The following is a 15,816-nucleotide window of genomic DNA, read 5'->3' as shown; positions in this document are numbered from 1 at the left end:
ATCAAGAAATGATTGCGGCACTGCAGCATTCGATATTTCAACTGGCGAAACGAAAAATGTGCATCTTGAAATGCACCGGTCACGCCGCCACGACTGTGCAGCTGCCGCTATATTTCGGCCACCCTCGTGTGCCCCGCCCGCCCGTGTCTTCCGCTCCCGCCCGCCCTTCCCTGGCCGCCTACGGCTGCCTGGCCCTGTCGATGAGCCTGGTGGGCAGCTACGTGGCGCTGACCAAGCCGCTGGCGCTGGTGTTTCCGGTCTTCCTGCTGGCCTGGCTGCGCTTCGGCATCGGCGCCGTGGCCATGGCGCACTGGCTGCGCAAGCCGGCCGACGAACCGGCGCTGACGCCGCCGACGCGGCGCCTGCTGTTCCTCGAATCCTTCTTGGGCAACTTCCTGTTCACCCTGTGCATGATCTCGGGCGTCAAGCTGACCACGGCGGTGTCGGCCGGCGTCATCATGGCGGCCATTCCGGCCGCCGTGGCCCTGCTGTCCTGGCTGTTCCTGCGCGAGCGCGTGGCGCCGCGCGTGTGGGCCGGCGTGGCCTGCGCGGTGCTCGGCATCGGCCTGCTGTCGCTGGCGCAAGTGCCGCACGTCACCGCCGGCGCGCCAGGCTCGCACAACCTGAGTTGGCTGGGCAACCTGCTGCTGGTGGGCGCGGTGCTGTGCGAGGCCAGCTACGCCGTCATCGGCAAGAAGCTGACCGGCGCCCTGGGGCCGCGCCGCATCTCGTCGCTGATCAACCTGTGGGGGTTCGCGTTGACCACGCCCTTCGGCCTGTGGCTGGCACGGGACTTCGACTTCGCCGCCGTGGCGCCCGGCATGTGGGTGCTGTTGCTGTTCTATGCGCTGGCGGCGTGCATGTGGACCGTGTGGCTGTGGATGACCGGCTTGAAAAGCGTGCCGGCCGCGCAGGCCGGCGTGTTCACCGTGCTGCTGCCGATCAGCGCCGCCCTGGTGGGCGTGGGCGTTTTGGGCGAGCCGCTCAGCGGCGCGCAGGGTTTGGCCTTTGGCGTGGCGCTGGCGGGCGTGCTGCTGGCCACGCTGCCCTCGCGCGCGGCGCTGCGGGTCCGGCCGGCCTCATCGGCCGACGCCAATTGAGCGCGGGTCAGGTCAGCGAGCGCCCTGCGACCACGATACCGTCCTCGTCGGCGTACAGCCAGTCGCCGGGCCGCACCCACACGCCCTGGATGCACACCGGCTCGCCGGCCTGGCCCTCGCCGCGCTTGGCGGTGCGCAGCGGCATGGCCGCGAGCGCGCGCACGGGAATGCCGGCGGCACGCAGTTCGGCCAGGTCGCGCACGCTGCCGTCCACCACGATGCCGGCCCAGCCGTTGCGCGCCGCCGCCAGCGCCAGGTTGCCGCCCACCAGCGCGTGGCGCAGCGAGCCGCCGCCATCGATCACCAGCACCCGGCCCTCACCCGCGCTGGCCACGGCTTCGCGCACGCGCGAGTTGTCCTCCGGCGCGCGCAAGGTGTGCACCGGGCCGCAAAAAGCCCGCTCGGCACCAAAGGCGCGAAACACCGGCGGCAGCACGCGAAAGTCGCCGCTGGTGTCGCCCTCGTGGGCGTCGCACAGATCGCAGGTCGAAAACGGGGTGGAAGTCATGTCGATGAGGGCCCGGCAAGGGGCGAAACCACGGCCGGCAGGGCCGAAACAGCGCCAAGCATAGCCAAGTGCGACCTCCGCCGCGAAAAAAGCAACACCCAAGGGGCTGCGAGCGCACTTTCCGCTTGGAAACGTGCTCCGCATCCAGTAGCATTCTTGTCAGCCAGGCAGATGCATTCATGTGTGCCGGCCCGTCAGCATCGGTTCAATCAACAAAGAGGATTCCAACCATGGCAACTGCAAAGAAAGCTCCCGCAAAAGCGGCGCCCGCCAAGAAGGCGGCTCCGGCCAAGAAGGCCGCCGCACCCGCCAAAAAGGCCGCCCCCGCCAAGAAGCGCGTGGCCAACCCCGCCTTCATGAAGGCCATGACGCCCAGCCCGGCGCTGGCCGCGGTGATCGGCGCCAAGCCGATGCCCCGTACCGAGGTCACCAAGAAGATCTGGGAATACATCAAGCACCACAAGCTGCAGGACGCGGCCAACAAGCGCAACATCAACGCCGACGCCAAGCTGAAGGAAATCTTCAAGAAGCCGCAGGTGACGATGTTCGAGATGACCAAGCTGGTCAACGCGCACCTGTCCTGATCGCGCCAGCGGCCTCGCAGCCCCCAAAAAACCGGCTCCATGCGAGCCGGTTTTTTCATGTCTTGCCGCCCAGCCGCGCCGGCTGGCCGTCACGCCAGCGCAGCGCCTCGATCACCAGCGCCAGGGCCGGCGCCAACTGGCGGCGGTTGGCGTAGTAGAGGTGGTAGCCCGGAAACAGCGGCCACCAGTCCTGCAGCACCGCCAGCAGCTGCCCCTGATCGAGGTGCGGTTGCGCCAGACTGAGCGGCACAAAGGCCAGGCCCAGGCCGTCCAGCGCGGCCTGGAGCATCAGAAAGGTGTTGTTGAACACCGCCTGCCCGTCCACGCGCGCACGGATGGCCTGGCCGTCCTTTTCCAGATCCCAGGCATACAGGCCACCATGCGTGGGCAGGCGCAGGTTGATGCAGCGGTGCTCGGCCAGATCGTGCGGCGCGGCGGGCCGCGGTTTGTCCTGCAGGTAGGCGGGCGACGCGACCACGGCCATGCGCAGGTCGGGCGCGATGCGCACGGCGATCATGTCCTTGTCCACCCGGCTGCCGATGCGCACCCCGGCGTCGAAGCGCTGCGCCGCGATGTCGGTGAGCGCGTAGTCCACGTTCAGCTCGATCCGGACGTCGGGGTGCTCGCGCAGCAGCGGCAGCAGCCGGGGCCACAGCACGTCGACAATGACGTGGTCGTGGGCGGTGATGCGCACGGTGCCGACCGGCTTGTCCCGCGCCGAGCGCAGCGCGGTCAATTCGGCCTCAAGTTCGCTGAACATCGGCGACAGGCGGCTCAGCAGGCGCGTGCCGGCCTCGGTCGCGGAGACGCTGCGGGTGGTGCGCGTCAGCAGGCGCACGCCCAGGCGTGCCTCCAGCGCGGTCATGGCGTGGCTCAGGGCCGAGCGCGACATGCCCAGCTGCGCGGCGGCGCGCGTGAAGCTGCGTTCGTGCGCCACCGCCACGAAGGCGCGCAGGTCGTTCAGGTTTTCGGCTGGCATTGGTGCATTCCATGCACATGCTTGTTCAGATTTTTCCATCTTATCAACGAATGACTCGATGCCTAAACTGAGTCACATGCCTTGTCAAGGCACGAAAACCCATCCGATATCGGCCCTTTCGATTGAACAAACCCAGGAGCCCTCATGAAATTGCTTGCCACCACCACCCTGTCACTTGCCCTCGCCGTTGGCGGCGCTTGCGCCCACGCCGAAGGCATGCAGATCAGCCCCGCGGGAAGCACCCCGACGCAGATCGGCGACGCCAAGATCTTTTCCGGCCAGGCGGCGGTGGACCTCAAGGCCGCGGGCAACAGCGGTCGCTACGGCAGCGTCGGCCAGGTCGATTTCATGCCCGGCGCCCGCACGGCCTGGCACACCCATCCCGCCGGCCAGCTGCTGATCGTCACCGAAGGCCGAGGCTGGGTGCAGGAGCAAGGCCAGCCGAAGCGCGAAATCAAGGCGGGGGACGTGGTCTGGTGCGATCCCGACGTCAAGCACTGGCACGGCGCGGCCAGGGACAGCCGCATGAGCCACTACGCCATCGCCTATGTACGCGACGGCAAGGCCGTGGACTGGATGGAGCTGGTGAGCGATGAGCAATACAACGGCCGCTAGGCATGTCGCGCTCGCGTGCGCGCTGGCACTGGGCGCGGCGATCGCCGCCTCAGGCGTATCCATCCGCGCTGCCGCGCAAACCACCCCTGCCCAGGAGTCCCGGACCATGACCGAGCAAAGCACCGCGCCCGCCGCAAACACCCTCAGCGCGCAGCAACAGGCCATCCTGCCCATCGCGGCCTTCGCCGCTGCGGGCGACATCGCCAAGCTGAACGCCGTGCTGAACCAGGGCCTGGATGCGGGCCTGACGATCAGCGATGCGCGCGAAGTGCTGGTGCAGCTCTATGCCTATGCCGGTTTTCCGCGCAGCCTGAATGCGCTCACCGAACTGATGCAGGTGGTGCAGGCGCGCCAGCAGCGCGGCATCCACGATGCGCCGGGCCGTGAACCCAGCCACGCCATCCCCAAGGGCGATGCGCTGCGCGCCGCCGGCACGGCGAACCAGACTAGGCTCGTCGGCCAGGCCGTGCAAGGGCCGATCTTCGAGTTCGAGCCGGCTATCGGCGAGTACCTGCAAAGCCACTTGTTCGGCGCGATCTTCGAGCGCGACAACCTCGACTGGCAAAGCCGGGAGCTGGCCACGGTCGGCATGCTCTCGGCCCTGCCGGGCGCCGAGGCGCAATTGCAGTCGCACATGACGATGAGCATGAACACCGGCCTGACGGCTGCGCAGATGCAGCAGGCCGTGCAGGTGCTGGGCGAGCGTGCTGGCGCCGAAAGCGGGAAACGCGCCCGCGAGGCGCTGGCCAAGGCGCTGGCAACGCGCCCGCGCTGAACGCGGAGCAGCTGCTCCCGTTTGCGGCCATCTACTTCAACCACCAAAAAAGGAGCCATCATGAAAATCAACCCACCCGGTTCCACGCCTTCGGCCCAGGGGCCGGCCGAATATTTCACCGGCACCGTGCGCATCGATTGCCCGTTCTGCGGCAGCGGCAACCTGAGCGCCGCGACCGTGACCTTCGAGCCCGGCGCGCGCACCGCCTGGCACACCCATCCGCTGGGCCAGACCCTGCTGGTGACCTCCGGCCTGGGCCGTGTCGGCCGCTGGGGCGGCTATGTCGAGGAAATCCGTCCCGGCGACACCGTCTGGATCGAGCCTGGTGAAAAGCACTGGCACGGCGCATCGCCGGATTGCGCTATGACCCACATCGCCATCTGCGAAATGAAGGACGGCAAGGCGGTGGACTGGATGGAACACGTGACGGACGAGGAATACCGGGCCTGAAACACGGGCCATCAGGAGAAGAATCCGTGAAAAAAGTGACATTGAACAATGGCGTCGAAATGCCGATCCTGGGCTTCGGCGTCTATCAGATCCCCGATCTCGCGGAGTGCGAGGCAAGCGTCTCGCAGGCGCTGGAAGTGGGCTACCGGCTACTGGACACCGCTGCCGCCTACGAGAACGAAGAAGCCGTCGGCAAGGCCATCGAGAACAGTGGCGTGGCGCGCGGCGAGTTGTTCGTGACCACCAAGCTGTGGATCCAGGATGCCGGTTATGACGGCGCGAAGCGGGCCTTCCAGCGCTCACTGGACAGGCTGCGGCTGGATTACCTCGACCTGTACCTGATCCACCAGCCGTTCGGTGACGTCTACGGCGCCTGGCGGGCCATGGAAGAGTTGTACGCGCAAGGCCGCATCAAGGCCATCGGCGTCAGCAACTTCGCGCCCGACTGGCTCATGGACCTCATCGTCCACAACCACGTGGTGCCGGCGGTCAACCAGATCGAGACGCACCCCTTCCACCAGCAGATGGCGACCCAGAAATTCCTGCAGGACAACCACGTCCAGATCGAATCGTGGGGGCCGTTCGCCGAAGGGAGGAACGACATCTTCCACAACGACGTGCTGCTGTCGCTTGCCAAAAAACATGGCAAGACCGTGGCCCAGGTCATCCTGCGCTGGCTCACACAACGCAGCGTGGTGGCCATTCCGAAGTCGGTGCACAAGGAACGCATTGTCGAGAACTTCGACGTGTTCGGTTTCGACTTGAGTGCCGATGACATGCACGCGATCGCGGCACTGGACAGCAATCAGAGTGCGTTCTTCGACCACCGCGATCCGGCCATGGTGAAGATGTTGGGCACGACGAAATTCAACACCTGATCCGGATTGCAGGCACCGTCGGCTCGCAAGAAGCCGGCGGCCGCGCAAGCGGAATCAACACCTTTCGGAGAAAACCATGAGCGAGAACATCAAGGACAAAGTCGTCGTCATCACCGGCGCATCGAGCGGCCTGGGCGCCGAAACCGCGCGCCATCTGGCCAAGGCCGGCGCCAGGGTGGTGCTCGGCGCGCGCCGGCTGGATCGCCTGCAGGCGCTGGCGACCGAACTGGGCCTGGCCAAGGACGCCGCCTTCCAGGTGGATGTGACCGACCGCGAGCAGGTGAAGGCGCTGGTCGATCACGCCGTCCGCCTGCACGGCCGCATCGACGTGATGATCAACAACGCCGGTCTGATGCCGCTGGCGCCGCTGGAGATGCTGCGCTTCGACGAGTGGGACCAGTGCATCGACGTGAACATCAAGGGCGTGCTGTGGGGCATCGCGGCGGCGCTGCCGCACTTCAAGGCGCAGAAGAGCGGTCAGTTCATCAACGTCTCGTCGGTGGCCGGCCACACCATCAGCGCCGGCGGCGCGATCTACTCGGCCACCAAGTATTCGGTGCGCGTGATTTCCGAAGCGCTGCGCAAGGAGGTCAAGCCCTACGGCATCCGCACCACGGTGCTCTCACCCGGCGCGGTGGACACCGAATTGCCCGGCTCGGTCGGCGCACCTGGCGTCAACGAGGCCATCGCCGACTACTACCAGCACAACGCCATTCCAGCCAGCAGCTTCGCGCGCTGCGTGCTGTTCGCCATGAGCCAGCCCGAGGACGTGGACATCAACGAGATCCTGTTCCGCCCGACGGTACAGGAGCTGTGAGCTGCCGGGAATCACGCCATGGATAGACCCTATATCGTCTGCCACATGATGACCGCGCTGGACGGCAAGATCACCGGCCCTTACATGAATACGGCCGCCATCAAGGGGCCGGCGCAGGAATACGAGCGCACCAATGCCAGCTACCGGCCGCAGGCCTGGCTGTGCGGCCGCGTCACCACCGACGAGAACTTCACGTGCTACAAAAAGCCGGCGCTGGACGAGAACGCGCCCGCCGTGCCGGCGGGTGATTACGTCGCCGTGCAGGGCACCGAGATGCACTACGTCTCGGTGGATGCGTCCGGCCGGATCGGCTGGGAGAGCAATACCCTGAAGTACGAGGACCGGCCGGCGGCCCACATCGTCGAGGTGCTGACCGAGAAGGCCAGCAACGCCTACCGGGCCTTTCTGCGCCGGATGAACATCTCCTACATCGTCGCGGGCAAGGACCAACTCGACTGCCGGCTCGCCGCCGAGAAGCTGAAGGCCTTGTTCAAGATCGAGACCCTGATGCTGTCGGGCGGCGGCTTCATCAATTGGTCGTTCCTGCAGGCGGGCCTGGTCGATGAACTCAGCCTGGTCATCGCGCCGCTGGCCGATGGCGAGAACAAGACACCGACCCTGTTCGAAAAATCCGACTTTCTGCCGGCGGCAGTGCCCGTCGAGTTCACCTTGACCCATGTCGACAAGGGTCTGGGCGACAGCCTCTGGCTGCGCTACAAGGTCATCAACACCCCACGGGCCTGATCGCCCGCCCGGCTCAAGCCTTCTGTCGCGCCAGCGCCTGCTGGCGGATGGTGCCCAGCGTGGCGCGCGTAGTGATGATGTCCTCGCTCAGCATCACCTCGATCAGGCTGCCCTGCTCGTTTTGCAGCGCCGCCTGCAGCGCGGGCTCGAACTGCTCGGTGCGCGTGACGCGCTCACCCGCCCAGCCATAGGCGCGCGCCAGCGCGACGAAGTCGGGGTTGCTCAAGTCCGAGCCGCTGACGTGGGCGGGAAACTCGCGCTCCTGGTGCATGCGGATGGTGCCGTAGCTGCCGTTGTTCAGCAGCACGATGATGCTCTTGCCGCCGTGCTGCACGGCCGTGGCCAGTTCCTGCCCGTTCATCAAAAAGTCGCCGTCACCCGCGATGGTGAACACCGTGCGCCCGGTGGCGATCGAGGCGCCGATGCCGGCCGGCACGCCATAGCCCATGGCGCCACTGGTGGGCGCAAGCTGCGTCTTGTGGCCCTTGGCGATGCCGTGATAGCGCCAGAAGCGATGCACCCAGCTGGCGAAATTGCCGGCGCCGTTGGTGACCACCGTGTCGGCCGGCAGCAGCCGCTGCAGCGTGGCGACGATGGCCGGCATGTCGATGGGCCCGGGCAGCGCTTGCGGCACCAGGTTGGCCTGGTAGTCGGCGTGCGCGGCCTCGCTCCACGCCGCCCAGGGCACGCTGGCGGGCGCGGGCAGCGCATCCAGCATGGCGGCCGCCGCCGGCATGGTGGCGCACAGGGCCAGCTCGGCCTGATAGACGCGGCCCAGCTCCTGCGGGTCGGGGTGGATGTGCACCAGCTTCTGCCTGGGCAGCGGCGCCTCGACCAGGGTGTAGCCGCCGGTGGTCATCTCGCCCAGGCGCGGGCCGACCACCAGCAGCAGGTCGGCGCTTTTCACCCGCTCGGCCAGCCTGGGGTTGATGGCGATGCCCACGTCGCCGGCATACAGGGCGTGGTGGTTGTCGAAGGTGTCCTGAAAGCGGAAGGCGTTGGCCACCGGCAAGCGCCAGCGCTCGGCAAAGCGCTGCAGCGCCTGCGCCGCTTCGGGCGTCCAGCCGGGGCCACCGGCAATCACCAGCGGTTGCTTCGCTTTCAATAGCTGCTCGCGCAGATGTAGCAAGCGCTGCGGCTCGGTTTGATATTGAACCGGTTCCACGCGCGGCAGCGGGCGCGCGTCCACCGGCTCGGTCAGCATGTCCTCGGGCAGCACCAGCACCACCGGGCCGGGGCGGCCGTTCATGGCGGTGGCGAAGGCGCGCGCCACGTATTCGGGGATGCGCCGCGCGTCGTCGATGCGCTCCACCCGCTTGGCAAAGCCCTGCGTGCTGGGGCCCAGGAAAACGCGAAAGTCCACCTCCTGGAAGGCCTCGCGGTCGCGCATGCCGCTGGCAACGTCGCCGATGAAGACCACCATCGGTGTCGAGTCCTGGAACGCCGTGTGAATGCCCACCGTGGCATTGGCCGCGCCCGGCCCGCGGGTGACGAACAGCACGCCCGGGCGGCCCGTCAACTTGCCCTCGGCTTCGGCCATGAAGGCTGCCCCGCCCTCTTGCCGACAGGTGACGAAGCGGATGCGGTCACGGTGCGCGTAAAAGCCGTCGAGCGCCGCCAGATAACTTTCGCCCGGCACGCCATAGGCGCGCTCGACGCCCTGCTCGATCAGGCATTCGATCAGGAGATGGCCGGCGATGGGAGAGGGGCTTGCTTGGGTCATGCGGCGATTGTGCCGCGTCCGCGCCCCTCAGCGCGCGTGGTCGGTGCGCGCGCCCACGCCCACGGCGGCGTAGACCGAGGCCATCAGCAGCACGGCGGCCACGATCATGGTGGTGGCGTACCAGTGGCGGTCCATGAACACGCCGTAGATCATGGGGGCGATGGCAAAGCCCAGGTCCAGCCCCGAATACACCGTGCCGTACACTCGCCCGGTGGCGCCCTTGGGCGCGGCCTTCTTGATCATCATGTCGCGGCTGGGGCCACCCACGCCAACGGCAAAACCGGTGCCGGCCAGCACCACCATCGAGCCCAGGCCGCCCAGCCAGCCGCTGCCGGCCAACGCCATCAGCAGCGCGCCCACGCCCATGCACCAGGCCACCACGCGGTCGCTGTGCAGCGGCACCTTGGCGGCCACCACACCGCCGATGAACACGCCCACCGCGCCGCACAGCATGTAGGCCGTCAGCATGGTGGTGGCCGACTCGAAGCTGACGCCGTGCATGGCCTGCATGATGGACACGCTGAAGTTCTGCACCACCGCCAGCGTCATGGTGGACAGCAGGAAGAACGCGAAGCACCACCACACCACCGGCAGGCGCAGAAAGTTGACGCCGGCGCTGGCGCCGTCCTGCCTGGCGTGCACCACCACCTGGGTGTGCAGGCGCCGCCGTTGCAGCACCAGCAGCGCCAGGATGGCGGCATACATCAGCGCCGCGGCCAGGTAACCCGCGCGCCAGTCGCCCCAGGCGGTAAAGCCCATCAGGAACACCGGCGCCAGCGCCCAGCCCAGGTTGCCCGACAGGCCGTGCATGCTGTAGGCATAGCCCAGCCGGTGCGCCGACACGCGCTGGTTGAGGATGCTGAAATCGACCGGGTGAAACGGCGCGTTGCCCAGGCCGGCGAACACCGCCACCGCCATCAGGCCCCAATAACCCTGCGCCAGATAGCCCGCCAGACAGGCCGCGATGAAGCAGCCCAGCGAGGCGAACAGCACCGGCCGTGCGCCCACGCGATCGACCAGGAAACCCGACAGCGCCTGCCCCGAGCCCGAGATGAAGAAAAACACCGTGGACAGAAAGCCCAGCTCGGCAAAGCTCAGGCCGAACTCTTTCATGAAGACCGGAAACAGCGCCGGCAGCAGCAGGTGGCTGAAGTGCGAGCTGGCATGCGCCAGGCCCACCAGCCCGATGACCGCAGTGTCCTCGCGCAGCGAGCCGGGCGGCGGCGCGGCGGCGGCTTGGTCGATGGGCAGTGCAGTGGCAGTGGCGGTGTTCATGAACGGGGGCCGGCGGCGAAAGGCAAAAGCGTTCGATGGTAGCGGCCCCGGCGCATCAGCGCAGCCAGCGCCGAATGAGCCCCATCACCCGGTCGAAGCGCGCGCCGAAGGGCGGGTACAGCAAATCACCGCGGCCGAAGCGCGACTGCACGAACACCGCCTTCTCGTGCGTGAAGCGCAAAAAACCCGTCTCGCCGTGGTAGGCGCCCAGGCCGCTTTCGCCCACGCCGCCAAAGGGCAGGCCGTCGTGCGCGATGTGCATCAGCATGTCGTTGACCGTCACCCCGCCGCTCACCGTGCCCTGCAGCACGCGGTCGCGCGCCGCCTCGTCCTGGCCGAACCAGTACAGCGCCAGCGGGCGCGGGCGGGCGTTGATGTAGGCGATGACCGTGCCCAGGTCGTCGTAGGGCAGCACCGGCAGCACGGGGCCGAAAATTTCTTCGTGCAGCAGGCGCGCCTGCGGCGGCAGGTCGAACACCAGCAGCGGCCGCATCTGGCGTGCCTCGGCCTCGCTGGCGGGGGTGCCCAGCGCCGGCGGGCCCACGTCGTCCACCCGCGCGCCCAGCGCCCGCGCCTCGTCCACCAGCGCCTGCAGCCGCTGGTGCTGGCGCGCGTTGATGATGGCGGCGTAGTCGGCATTGCCCACCAGCTGCGGAAACAATCGCGTGACGGCCTTTTGATAGGCGTCGGCAAAGGCCGCCTCGCGCCCGCGCGGCAGCAGCAGGTAGTCGGGCGCAATGCAGGTCTGCCCGCCGTTGAGCAGCTTGCCGACGGCGATCTTCAGCGCCGCGCCATCCAGGTCACTGCACGAGGCGTCGACGATGCAGGGCGACTTGCCGCCCAGCTCCAGCGTGACGGGCGTGAGATTGCGCGCGGCGGCCTCGGCCACCTGCCGGCCCACGGTGGTGGAGCCGGTGAAGAACAGGTGATCGAAAGGCAGCGCCGAAAAGGCCGTGGCCACGTCCACCCCGCCGGTGACGACGGCAAACTCCTCCGGCGCGAAGTGCTGGGCCACCAATTCGGCCAACAGCTGCGCCGTATGCGGCGTGTGCTCGCTGGGCTTGAGCAGCACCCGGTTGCCCGCCGCCAGCGCGGTGGCGCTTGGGCCCAGCGCCAGCTGCAGCGGATAGTTCCAGGGGCTGATGACGCCGACCACGCCCAGCGGCTGGCGCTGCACGAAAGCACGCGCGGGCAGCAGGTGCAGGGGCGTGCGCACGCGGCGCGGGCGGCTCCAGCGCGCCAGGTTGCGGCGCAGGTCGGCCAGCACGCTGTCGAGCACCAGCGCGTCGGCCACTTGCGTCAGGCGTTCGCCGCGCAGGCCGAAGTCCTGCCCCACGGCCTGCGCCAGCCGGCCCTCGTTGTGTCGCCACATCGCCGTCAGGCGCTGCAGGCGCTCGCGCCGCAAGGCCAGCGGCACATCGACCTCGCGCCGCGCCGCCTGCTGCTGACGCTCGAACAAGTCCACCAGGCCGGAGGTGGCCGCAACGGCGACCAAGGCGTGCGTGCTGGCGTTCATGGGGGTCTCCTGCGGATGCTGCTGGGTCCGATCATCCCATGCGGCGAACAGCTTCAAGCCGCGCCTTTGGGGTAACTCACCCCCATCCCCGCGCGCACGTCCTGCTGGATGCCGTAGGGGGCAAAGGGGTAGCGCAGGCCGTTCTTGGCCAGCGCGGCCATGCCGGTCAGCGACTTGGCCATGTCGGCTGGCGTCAGCGCCATCAGCATCTCGTCGTCCAGCACACCGCCGTAGCGGCGCTCGGCAAAGCAGGGAATCGACAGGCTGGGCTCGCGCGTCTTCAGCGCCCGGCCCCAGGAGTCGGCGCAGGACGATTCGCCCACCACGCTCCAGTCGAAGCGCTGGTAGCCCGACCACTGCAGGCCGTTGATGAAGTAGATCATGGCGCCCGGCGTGGCATAAAAGAGCGCGATGTCGGGCTGGTCCAGCCCCGCGCCAAAGCCCGCCCACTTGGCCAGCGGCGCCACCACCAGCGCCTGGTACTGGCCCACGGGCACCACGTTCATCGCGGCCTGGTGGCGGGCCGAATCTTCCACCGTGGCGTACCAGACGCCCGCCATCTGCTGGCCCGAATACCACGCCTCGTCCTGCCCGCCCAGGCCGATCACGGCCTTGCACTGCGGGCCCACCAGGTCGTCGCCGGTGATGCCCATGGTCCAGCCCAGGCGGCAGGCCTGCGCGACGATCTGATCCGTGGTGTGCACCGCCTGCGGGCGGCGCAGCCTGGGGATCGTGCCCAGCACCTCGGCGGACTCGAACAGGCGCATGCCGATGGGCGGCACGCGCAGCTTGAGCGTGTGCTCCAGCTGCTGGGCCAGGGCGGCCAGGTCAGGGGTAGCGGTGTCGGTCATGCCGGCTCTCCTCGTCGGGACAAAGGGCGTTCACCCCATTGTGGCGGAAACCCGGTTCAAAGCGAAAAACGCCTCGCGCCGGCATCCACACGGCGCGAGGCGCTACAACAACAGGAGCAATGGACCAGATTGTGCTCAGGCCACCTGCCCGTTGAACTCGAACACGCCCGGGTTCTTGATCGGATCGACGCTCACCTTGATCTCGGTCTTGGGTGGGAACTTGCCCTCCAGGATCAGCTTGGACAGCGGATTCTCGATGCGCTGCTGAATGGCGCGCTTGAGCGGCCGCGCGCCGAACACCGGGTCGAACCCGACCTTGGCCAGTTCGGCCAGCGCCTGGTCCGACACCTCGAGCGTGAGCTCCATCCTGGCCAGGCGCTCGGCCAGCACCTTGAGTTGGATCTTGGCGATGGCGCCGATCTGGCTCGCGTCCAGGCCGTGGAAGACCACGATCTCGTCGATGCGGTTCAGGAATTCGGGGCGGAAGTGGTTCTTCAGCTCGCCGAACACCGCGTCCTTCACCTCTTCATAGGGCTGCCCGGCCATGCTCTGGATCATCGGGCTGCCGATGTTGCTGGTCATGATGATGACGGTGTTCTTGAAGTCCACCGTGCGGCCCTGCCCATCGGTCAGGCGGCCATCGTCCAGCACCTGCAGCAGCACGTTGAACACGTCCGGGTGTGCCTTCTCGATCTCGTCGAACAGCACCACGCTGTAGGGCTTGCGCCGCACCGCCTCGGTCAGGTAACCGCCTTCGTCGTAGCCCACATAGCCCGGCGGCGCGCCGATCAGGCGCGAGACGCTGTGCTTCTCCATGAACTCGCTCATGTCGATGCGCACCATGTGCTGGTCGCTGTCGAACAGAAAGCCCGCCAGCGCCTTGGTCAGCTCGGTCTTGCCGACGCCCGTGGGGCCCAGGAACAAGAAGCTGCCCAGCGGCCGGTTGGGGTCGGACAGGCCCGAGCGCGAGCGGCGGATGGCGTCGGACACGGCCTGGATGGCCTCGTCCTGGCCCACCACGCGCTGGTGCAGGGCGTCTTCCATGTGCAGCAGCTTGTCGCGCTCGCCCTGCATCATCTTGCTGACGGGAATGCCGGTGGCGCGGCTGACGACCTCGGCGATTTCCTCGGCGCCCACCTGCGTGCGCAGCAGCTTGTGCGCCTTGGCCTGGGCGTCCACGCTCTTCTCGCTGGCCTGCACTTCCTTCAGCTGCTTTTCGAGCGCGGGCAGCTTGCCGTACTGCAGCTCGGCCACGTGGTTGAAGTCGCCCTTGCGCGTGGCTTCCTGGATCTGGAACTTGATTTGCTCGATCTCCTTGCGCACCTGCTCGCTGCCCTGGGCGTTGGCCTTCTCGGCCTTCCAGATTTCGTCCAGGTCGGCGTATTCCTTCTCCAGCTTGGCCAGGTCTTCCTCGATCAGGGCCAGGCGCTTTTTGGAGGCCTCATCCTGCTCCTTCTTCATCGCCTCGCGCTCGATCTTGAGCTGGATCATGCGGCGGTCCAGCTTGTCCATCACCTCGGGCTTGGAGTCGATCTCGATCTTGATCTTGGCCGCCGCCTCGTCGATCAGGTCGATCGCCTTGTCGGGCAAAAAGCGGTCGGTGATGTAGCGGTGGCTCAGCTCGGCCGCGGCGACGATGGCCGGATCGGTGATGTCCACCCCGTGGTGCGCCTCGTATTTTTCCTGCAGGCCGCGCAGGATGGCGATGGTGTCTTCCACGCTCGGCTCGCCCACGAACACCTTCTGGAAGCGCCGCTCCAGCGCCGCGTCCTTCTCGATGTACTTGCGGTATTCGTCCAGCGTGGTGGCCCCGATGCAGTGCAGCTCGCCACGCGCCAGCGCGGGCTTGAGCATGTTGCCGGCGTCGATGGCGCCCTCGGCCTTGCCCGCGCCCACCATGGTGTGCAGCTCGTCGATGAACAGGATGATGCGGCCCTCTTCGTGTGCCACCTCCTTCAGCACGGCCTTCAGGCGCTCCTCGAACTCGCCGCGGTACTTGGCGCCGGCCAGCAGGCCGGCCATGTCCAGCACCAGCACCTGCTTGTTCTTGAGCGTGTCGGGCACCTCGCCGGCCACGATGCGCTGCGCCAGGCCCTCGACGATGGCGGTCTTGCCCACGCCGGGCTCGCCGATCAGCACCGGGTTGTTCTTGCTGCGCCGCTGCAGCACCTGGATGGTGCGGCGGATCTCGTCGTCGCGGCCGATCACCGGGTCCAGCTTGCCCTGGCGCGCGCGCTCGGTCAGGTCGAGCGTGTATTTCTTCAGCGCCTCGCGCTGGCCTTCGGCGTCGGCCGAATCCACGCCCTGCCCGCCGCGCACCGCCTCGATGGCGGCCTCCAGCGCCTTGCGGCTCAGGCCCGCTTCCTTGGCGATGCGACCGGCCTCGCCCTTGGCGTCGGCCAGGGCCAGCAGGAACATCTCGCTGGCGACGAACTGGTCGCCGCGCTGGATGCTTTCCTTCTCGGTGGCCTGCAGCAGCTTCAGCAGGTCGGGGCCGGGCTGCACCTGGTCCTGCCCCTGCACGCTGGGCAGGCGCCCGATGGCGGCGTTGGCGGCCTGCGCCAGCGCGGCGGTGTTGACGCCGGCGCGCGCCAGCAGGGCCTTGGGCCCGTCGTCCTGCTGCAGCATGGCCGCCAGCAGGTGCTCGGGCTGGATGTAGGCGTTGTCGTGCCCCAGGGCCAGCGACTGCGCGTCGGCCAGGGCTTCCTGGAATTTGGTGGTGAGTTTGTCCAGACGCATGGTGTATACGGCTTGAAGTTGTTGCTGAATTGCCAACGATATGAGGGCCCGGCCCCCCGATTCAAGCCCGGCGCCACGCGGGCGCGGCGGCTTGGGGCGCACCCGACAGCCGTGCGCAAGCGCCGGTTTTACACCCAAGCACGGCCTTCTGCCGGCCGCCCCTCGACGGGCTCGATGAACCGAAGGCCGTGGTGCCGGACAATGTCCCTTTGACCGACCGGGCATCAACCAGCATGACCCGGTGTCGACCACGAAACGAGGA

The 15,816-nt window shown here is 67.7% G+C and carries 15 protein-coding genes; 8 read left to right on the top strand and 7 right to left on the bottom strand.

Annotated elements, in window-relative coordinates:
• Positions 1 to 200: 200 nt before the first annotated feature.
• Positions 201 to 1,100, top strand: coding sequence for a DMT family transporter (locus ACWHMB_RS08805; protein WP_377480764.1), 900 nt, complete (start codon positions 201 to 203; stop codon positions 1,098 to 1,100).
• 7 nt (positions 1,101 to 1,107) lie between these two features.
• Here ACWHMB_RS08805 and rraA read toward each other — a convergent pair whose 3' ends face one another.
• Positions 1,108 to 1,608 (bottom strand): ribonuclease E activity regulator RraA, encoded by a 501-nt coding sequence (gene rraA / locus ACWHMB_RS08800; protein ID WP_377479748.1) that lies wholly within the window; start codon positions 1,606 to 1,608, stop codon positions 1,108 to 1,110.
• Positions 1,609 to 1,838: 230 nt separating this feature from the next.
• On the opposite strand from rraA, the gene ACWHMB_RS08795 reads away from it, so the two are divergent.
• Positions 1,839 to 2,192, top strand: coding sequence for an SWIB/MDM2 domain-containing protein (locus ACWHMB_RS08795; RefSeq protein ID WP_293225169.1), 354 nt, complete (start codon positions 1,839 to 1,841; stop codon positions 2,190 to 2,192).
• 55 nt (positions 2,193 to 2,247) lie between these two features.
• On the opposite strand, the gene ACWHMB_RS08790 is transcribed toward ACWHMB_RS08795, so the two are convergent.
• A complete protein-coding gene (locus tag ACWHMB_RS08790) occupies positions 2,248 to 3,171 on the bottom strand; it encodes a LysR family transcriptional regulator (protein WP_377479751.1) in 924 nt (307 codons plus the stop codon).
• A gap of 144 nt (positions 3,172 to 3,315) precedes the next feature.
• Here ACWHMB_RS08790 and ACWHMB_RS08785 point away from each other — a divergent pair, with 144 nt between their 5' ends.
• From ACWHMB_RS08785 to ACWHMB_RS08760, 6 genes are all read left to right on the top strand, one after another.
• On the top strand, positions 3,316 to 3,786 hold the full coding sequence (locus ACWHMB_RS08785) for a (R)-mandelonitrile lyase (RefSeq protein ID WP_377479754.1): 471 nt from the start codon (positions 3,316 to 3,318) through the stop codon (positions 3,784 to 3,786).
• Positions 3,787 to 3,892: 106 nt separating this feature from the next.
• The gene (locus ACWHMB_RS08780; RefSeq protein WP_377479757.1) at positions 3,893 to 4,561 is read left to right on the top strand and encodes a carboxymuconolactone decarboxylase family protein; all 669 of its coding nucleotides are present in this window, start codon (positions 3,893 to 3,895) and stop codon (positions 4,559 to 4,561) included.
• 60 nt (positions 4,562 to 4,621) lie between these two features.
• The gene (locus tag ACWHMB_RS08775) at positions 4,622 to 5,011 is read left to right on the top strand and encodes a (R)-mandelonitrile lyase (RefSeq protein ID WP_377479760.1); all 390 of its coding nucleotides are present in this window, start codon (positions 4,622 to 4,624) and stop codon (positions 5,009 to 5,011) included.
• Between the two features lie 26 nt (positions 5,012 to 5,037).
• Complete coding sequence (locus ACWHMB_RS08770; protein ID WP_377479763.1) at positions 5,038 to 5,889, top strand: aldo/keto reductase; 852 nt, start codon at positions 5,038 to 5,040, stop codon at positions 5,887 to 5,889.
• Positions 5,890 to 5,965: 76 nt separating this feature from the next.
• Entirely contained in the window at positions 5,966 to 6,706 is a 741-nt protein-coding gene (locus tag ACWHMB_RS08765; RefSeq protein WP_377479766.1) for an SDR family oxidoreductase, read from the top strand.
• A gap of 18 nt (positions 6,707 to 6,724) precedes the next feature.
• Positions 6,725 to 7,450 (top strand): dihydrofolate reductase family protein, encoded by a 726-nt coding sequence (locus tag ACWHMB_RS08760; protein WP_377479770.1) that lies wholly within the window; start codon positions 6,725 to 6,727, stop codon positions 7,448 to 7,450.
• A 13-nt stretch (positions 7,451 to 7,463) separates the two neighbouring features.
• Here the strand turns inward: ACWHMB_RS08760 and ACWHMB_RS08755 are convergent, their stop codons facing one another.
• The 5 genes from ACWHMB_RS08755 to clpB all read right to left on the bottom strand — a co-directional run bounded on the left by ACWHMB_RS08755 (position 7,464) and on the right by clpB (position 15,554).
• Entirely contained in the window at positions 7,464 to 9,173 is a 1,710-nt protein-coding gene (locus tag ACWHMB_RS08755) for a thiamine pyrophosphate-binding protein (protein WP_377479773.1), read from the bottom strand.
• Positions 9,174 to 9,200: 27 nt separating this feature from the next.
• Positions 9,201 to 10,448 carry an MFS transporter gene (locus tag ACWHMB_RS08750; protein ID WP_377479776.1) on the bottom strand — a complete coding sequence of 416 codons (1,248 nt, stop codon included), beginning with the start codon at positions 10,446 to 10,448 and terminating at the stop codon, positions 9,201 to 9,203.
• 55 nt (positions 10,449 to 10,503) lie between these two features.
• Positions 10,504 to 12,015 (bottom strand): coniferyl aldehyde dehydrogenase, encoded by a 1,512-nt coding sequence (locus ACWHMB_RS08745; RefSeq protein ID WP_377480767.1) that lies wholly within the window; start codon positions 12,013 to 12,015, stop codon positions 10,504 to 10,506.
• Positions 12,016 to 12,017: 2 nt separating this feature from the next.
• Positions 12,018 to 12,815, bottom strand: coding sequence for a DUF169 domain-containing protein (locus tag ACWHMB_RS08740; RefSeq protein WP_377479779.1), 798 nt, complete (start codon positions 12,813 to 12,815; stop codon positions 12,018 to 12,020).
• A 135-nt stretch (positions 12,816 to 12,950) separates the two neighbouring features.
• On the bottom strand, positions 12,951 to 15,554 hold the full coding sequence (gene clpB / locus ACWHMB_RS08735; protein ID WP_377479782.1) for an ATP-dependent chaperone ClpB: 2,604 nt from the start codon (positions 15,552 to 15,554) through the stop codon (positions 12,951 to 12,953).
• Positions 15,555 to 15,816: the final 262 nt, after the last annotated feature.

Source organism: Ottowia pentelensis, assembly GCF_964341695.1.
Note: the sequence above shows the minus strand (reverse complement) of the source record. Positions and strands in the feature narration are given on the sequence as shown.

Bases quoted from the DNA above. Each gene is read 5' to 3' on its own strand.
- ACWHMB_RS08805 (WP_377480764.1), top strand. From the start codon at position 201: ATGAGCCTGGTGGGCAGCTACGTGGCGCTGACCAAGCCGCTGGCGCTG.
- rraA (WP_377479748.1), bottom strand. From the start codon at position 1,608: ATGACTTCCACCCCGTTTTCGACCTGCGATCTGTGCGACGCCCACGAG.
- ACWHMB_RS08795 (WP_293225169.1), top strand. From the start codon at position 1,839: ATGGCAACTGCAAAGAAAGCTCCCGCAAAAGCGGCGCCCGCCAAGAAG.
- ACWHMB_RS08790 (WP_377479751.1), bottom strand. From the start codon at position 3,171: ATGCCAGCCGAAAACCTGAACGACCTGCGCGCCTTCGTGGCGGTGGCG.
- ACWHMB_RS08785 (WP_377479754.1), top strand. From the start codon at position 3,316: ATGAAATTGCTTGCCACCACCACCCTGTCACTTGCCCTCGCCGTTGGC.
- ACWHMB_RS08780 (WP_377479757.1), top strand. From the start codon at position 3,893: ATGACCGAGCAAAGCACCGCGCCCGCCGCAAACACCCTCAGCGCGCAG.
- ACWHMB_RS08775 (WP_377479760.1), top strand. From the start codon at position 4,622: ATGAAAATCAACCCACCCGGTTCCACGCCTTCGGCCCAGGGGCCGGCC.
- ACWHMB_RS08765 (WP_377479766.1), top strand. From the start codon at position 5,966: ATGAGCGAGAACATCAAGGACAAAGTCGTCGTCATCACCGGCGCATCG.
- ACWHMB_RS08760 (WP_377479770.1), top strand. From the start codon at position 6,725: ATGGATAGACCCTATATCGTCTGCCACATGATGACCGCGCTGGACGGC.
- ACWHMB_RS08755 (WP_377479773.1), bottom strand. From the start codon at position 9,173: ATGACCCAAGCAAGCCCCTCTCCCATCGCCGGCCATCTCCTGATCGAA.
- ACWHMB_RS08750 (WP_377479776.1), bottom strand. From the start codon at position 10,448: ATGAACACCGCCACTGCCACTGCACTGCCCATCGACCAAGCCGCCGCC.
- ACWHMB_RS08740 (WP_377479779.1), bottom strand. From the start codon at position 12,815: ATGACCGACACCGCTACCCCTGACCTGGCCGCCCTGGCCCAGCAGCTG.
- clpB (WP_377479782.1), bottom strand. From the start codon at position 15,554: ATGCGTCTGGACAAACTCACCACCAAATTCCAGGAAGCCCTGGCCGAC.